The organism is Armatimonas sp. (assembly GCF_043760365.1).
In the GTDB taxonomy this organism is placed as follows: Bacteria; Armatimonadota; Armatimonadia; order Armatimonadales; family Armatimonadaceae; genus Armatimonas.
In genome coordinates this window covers 1-4,173 of sequence record NZ_JAYUPA010000632.1, presented here as the reverse complement: position 1 = coordinate 4,173, position 4,173 = coordinate 1, and the positions used below count along the sequence as shown (strand labels likewise).

Genomic DNA, 4,173 nt, shown 5'->3' with positions numbered 1-4,173 from the left:
GCTACGATAAACAAGTGCTCGTGCCCGGCGGGGAGTTCTTTCCGCTCTACGAAGTGCTTGGCCCGATCTATTTTCGCTTCGGCGCAACCCCGGACTGGAACCACGTTCCGGGCAATAAGCCGGGGATATTCACGCTCACCACCACGACACGAATAGGAACCACAGAGCAGCATAAAGTCGGAGTTCTCATCTGCTACGAGAGTGTTCTTCCGTGGGTGGCGCGTCAGGCGGTACAAAATGGCGCGGAATTTCTCGTTCAGCCCACCTCGGATTCGTCGTTTGGCAGAACCGCTGGCCCCTACCAGCACCTTGGGATTGTGATCACCCGCGCCGTCGAGAACCGCCGCTACATTGTCCGCGCCGCCGCTACCGGAGTCTCCGCAGTCATCCGCCCTGGGGGGCTGATTGGCGAGGGCGAGTCCTTAGAATTGGATAAAGTAGGCATTCTCAAGGGAGCCATCACGCCCCTCACCGAGCGTAGTCTCGCAAGCCGTATCGGCGATCTGGTGGCGTATCTGTGCGCTGCGGGGAGCCTTATTGCATTACTTTTTCCCCTTCGCGAGGCCGGAGGGGGTCGCGTGGTAAAGCGCAGAGGGAAGCAATCTTCTTGTTAACCTGGTAAATTCCAATTGGTTCCCCCGCCGGGCGGGGGTTAGGGGGCAAGTATGAGCAATTGGCCGCAGGCGGCGGGGCCGAACGGAAACTGGCAGACGACGGGTAAGGCACCTGTTGCGTGGAGCGTGGCGGACGGCAAGGGAGTTGCATGGAAGACAGCGCTCCCCGAGACAGGACAGAGTGGGATCGCGGTCTGGGGCGACCGCTTGTTTCTCACCACGATGGCCGTGCAAGTGCCAAGCAACACGGCCAAAGAGGGTAGGAGCATTGTCGGGCACTGCGTAGATGCCAATAGCGGCAAGATTCTCTGGAGCGTCGAGCTGCCCGCTAGCGAGCCCAGCCCGTATGCCTATGGCTTCTCGGACTCGTCGTCGCCCACCCCGGTGACCGATGGTAAATCGGTCTGGTTCACGAACTCCAGTGGATCTATTGCGTGCTGCGCGGTGCGCGATGGACGTGTACTCTGGACGCGCACCTGGAAACCAACCACGGGCCGTCCGTTTAATAAGCAGTTCGAGCCGATCCTGGACAACGGAGTGCTTCTCAGTTGTGAGCCACGCGACCTAGGCGACACGCAGCGTGAGCGCGACCCGTGGAACTACCTCAAGGGCCTAGACGCCGCCACGGGGAAAGTGCTGTGGGTCGCTGAAGACGCACTGACACACTACAACACGCCCGTTTTTGGCAAGCTCGGGAGCATTCCCTGCGTGCTCCAAGGGCGCGGCGGACACCACGATGTTCCAGAGAAGCCCATCGGCCTCTCGCTGACAAGCCTGCGCGACGGAAAAACGATCTGGCGCACGGAGCTGACTGGCAAAGCACTCTACAACATGCACTGGGACGAAAAAGTCGCGGTGTGGATTGATGAAGACCACTCCACCATGACGGTGCTAGAGAGCAAGCGCGGCAAGATTATACGCACGATCGCGCTGGATCAGAACGTCGGATTGCGAACCTGGGACGGCAGCAAGTATGTCACGGAAACGGATGTGGATCTCAAGGCGCGTAAAGTGAAAGTCTTTCCAGCCTGGTTCACCAACATCACGATCAATGGCCACTGCTGGTTTCTGTGTTTCTCGAACCCGCAGCCCGCCTACGGTCAGGGCCCCACCGGCCCGCTCTACTGCACGGGCCGCGTGAACCTCACCACCGGCAAAGTGGAGTATCTGGAGCTACCCACCGCGCCCGACGGTAGCTACAAAAAGCCCGTGCCCGCCTCGACCGTGAATGCAGCGGGACGCGATATCGCGCAGGACGCCCGCTCCAAGCGCGACGGCTGGCACTGGATTTTTATCGGCTCCCCAATCGCCGTGGACGGTAAGATCTACTGGACAACACAAAATGGCGTGACCTACGTGGTCAATGGAAAGGCCAAGATGCTCGACGAAAAAGCGATTCTTGCCGTCAACGACCTGGGTACACTGGGCCAGACCTGGAGCCTGAACACTCCGACGGCAGTCAATGGGAAACTCTACCACCGCACCATGCGCGAGCTAATCTGCCTGCAATGAAAACTCTGCTAAGCCTCCTTGTCCTCGCCGCCACGCTCACAACAGCGGCAATTCAGCCCCCAAAACTTCCCCCTTCGCTGGAGTTTAATAGAGATATTCGCCCGATTCTCTCTAACAACTGCTTCTACTGCCACGGCCCGGATGCGGGAAAACGGCAGGCGAACCTGCGGCTGGATCTGCCCAATGCGGCAACAAAAAGCGCACTGGTGAAACGCATCTTCGCCGCCCCGGATGTGGGACTGATGCCACCCGCCGAGAGCCATAAAACGCTCACGGCGACGCAAAAAGAGACACTCAAGCGCTGGGTGGCACAAGGGGCGACCTACCAGAAGCACTGGGCGTATGAAATGCCCGTGAAAGCGGCGATCCCGGCGGGCCAGAGCCAGATTGATTTCCTGATGCAGAAGCGGCTCACCAGCAAGGGGCTCAAGCTCTCTCCCACAGCCAGCCGAAGAACTCTCATCCGCCGCCTCTACACGGATCTGCTCGGCCTCCCTCCGACACCTGCGCAGGTGCATGCGTTCGAGAGCGACAAAGCCCCCGATGCCTATGCGAAATTAGTGGAGCGCGTGCTGGCAAGCCCCCACTACGGCGAGCGGATGGCGCAGGGCTGGCTGGATGTGGTGCGCTTCGCGGACACCATCGGATACCACAGCGACAATCCACGTAATATCTGGCCGTACCGGGACTATGTGATCAGCGCATTTAATACCAACAAGCGCTTTGATAGATTCACTCAGGAGCAGCTCGCGGGCGACTTACTGCCCGATGCCACGCAAGAAACCCGTATTGGATCGGCGTTCAATAGGCTGCTTCTGACGACGGAAGAGGGCGGCGCACAACCTAAAGACTACGAGGCGCGCTACCTAACGGATCGCGTACGCGCCGTGGGAGCCACCTGGCTCGGGCAGACCACGGGCTGTGCTAACTGTCACGACCACAAGTTCGATCCCCTCACGCAGCGCGACTTTTTTCGCCTCGGGGCCTTCTTCGCCGATGTTCAAGAGGGCATTGTGGCTGTCCGCGAGCCTGGCATGGTTATCACCACGCCCGAGCAAGAGAAGCAGCTCGCGACGCTCAAAGGCGCGGAGAAGAAAGCCTACGAAGCCACGCTCACTCACTGCCTGGTCTCGGTGAGCACGGACAAGAAGCGCACCGTGCGGATTCTCCCGCGCGGCAACTGGATGGACGAGAGCGGCGAGGTAGTGACAGCAGCGACGCCCAACTTTCTTCCCCCTCTTCGCGGAGCCGGAGGGGGGCCAGGGGGGAGGTTGGATCTCGCCAACTGGTTGGTCTCGCGCGAGAACCCACTCACAGCGCGCACGGTGATGAATCGGCTTTGGAAACAGCTCTTTGGGAGTGGGATTAGTCGTGTCTTAGATGATCTTGGAGCACAAGGCGAGCCGCCCACCAACCCCGCTCTACTGGACTGGCTCGCCTGCGAGTTTCAGGACAGCGGCTGGGATATCAAGCACATGGTGCGTCTGCTGGTGAAAAGTAACACCTACAAGCAAGTCTCGACCGCCAGCAAAGCCCTGCAAGCTGCCGACCCCGATAACCGCGAGGTCGCTCGTCAGAGCCGCTATCGCTTAGACGCGGAGCTAGTACGCGACAATGCGCTCGCGATCTCAGGCCTGCTCTCCCTAAAAATAGGCGGGCCGAGCGTGAAACCCTACCAGCCCGATGGCTACTGGGACACCTTAAACTTTCCCACGCGCAAGTACGCCACGGACAAAGGCGAGAGCCAGTACCGGCGGGGGATCTATGTCTGGTGGCAGCGTAGTTTTCTGCATCCCGCGATGCTGGCCTTTGATGCCCCCAGCCGCGAGGAGTGCACGGCGGAGCGCAGCCGCTCCAATATCCCCCAACAAGCCTTGGTCTTACTCAACGACCCGACCTACGTGGAAGCCGCCCGAGCCTTTGCGGCCCAAGTTCTCCAGCAACCCGGTGAGCAGCGGCTCACCTGGGCGTGGCAACAGGCGCTCCAGCGCAACCCCGATGCCACGGAGCAAGCGACCTTGCTTGCGCTTCTGAATAAACACTTAGC

General features: G+C 60.2%; 3 protein-coding genes. All 3 read left to right on the top strand.

Annotated elements, in window-relative coordinates:
• Window positions 1–614: apolipoprotein N-acyltransferase (locus ACH2EH_RS14460; protein ID WP_395142751.1), on the top strand; the 614-nt coding region annotated here is incomplete at its 5' end.
• A gap of 51 nt (window positions 615–665) precedes the next feature.
• Window positions 666–2,126: a PQQ-binding-like beta-propeller repeat protein gene (locus ACH2EH_RS14455; RefSeq protein WP_395142750.1), complete on the top strand. Its 1,461-nt coding sequence runs from the start codon at window positions 666–668 to the stop codon at window positions 2,124–2,126.
• Window positions 2,123–4,173, top strand: a 2,051-nt coding sequence (locus ACH2EH_RS14450; protein ID WP_395142749.1) for a PSD1 and planctomycete cytochrome C domain-containing protein, incomplete at its 3' end; no start/stop codon positions are given. The genes ACH2EH_RS14455 and ACH2EH_RS14450, both read left to right, overlap by 4 nt.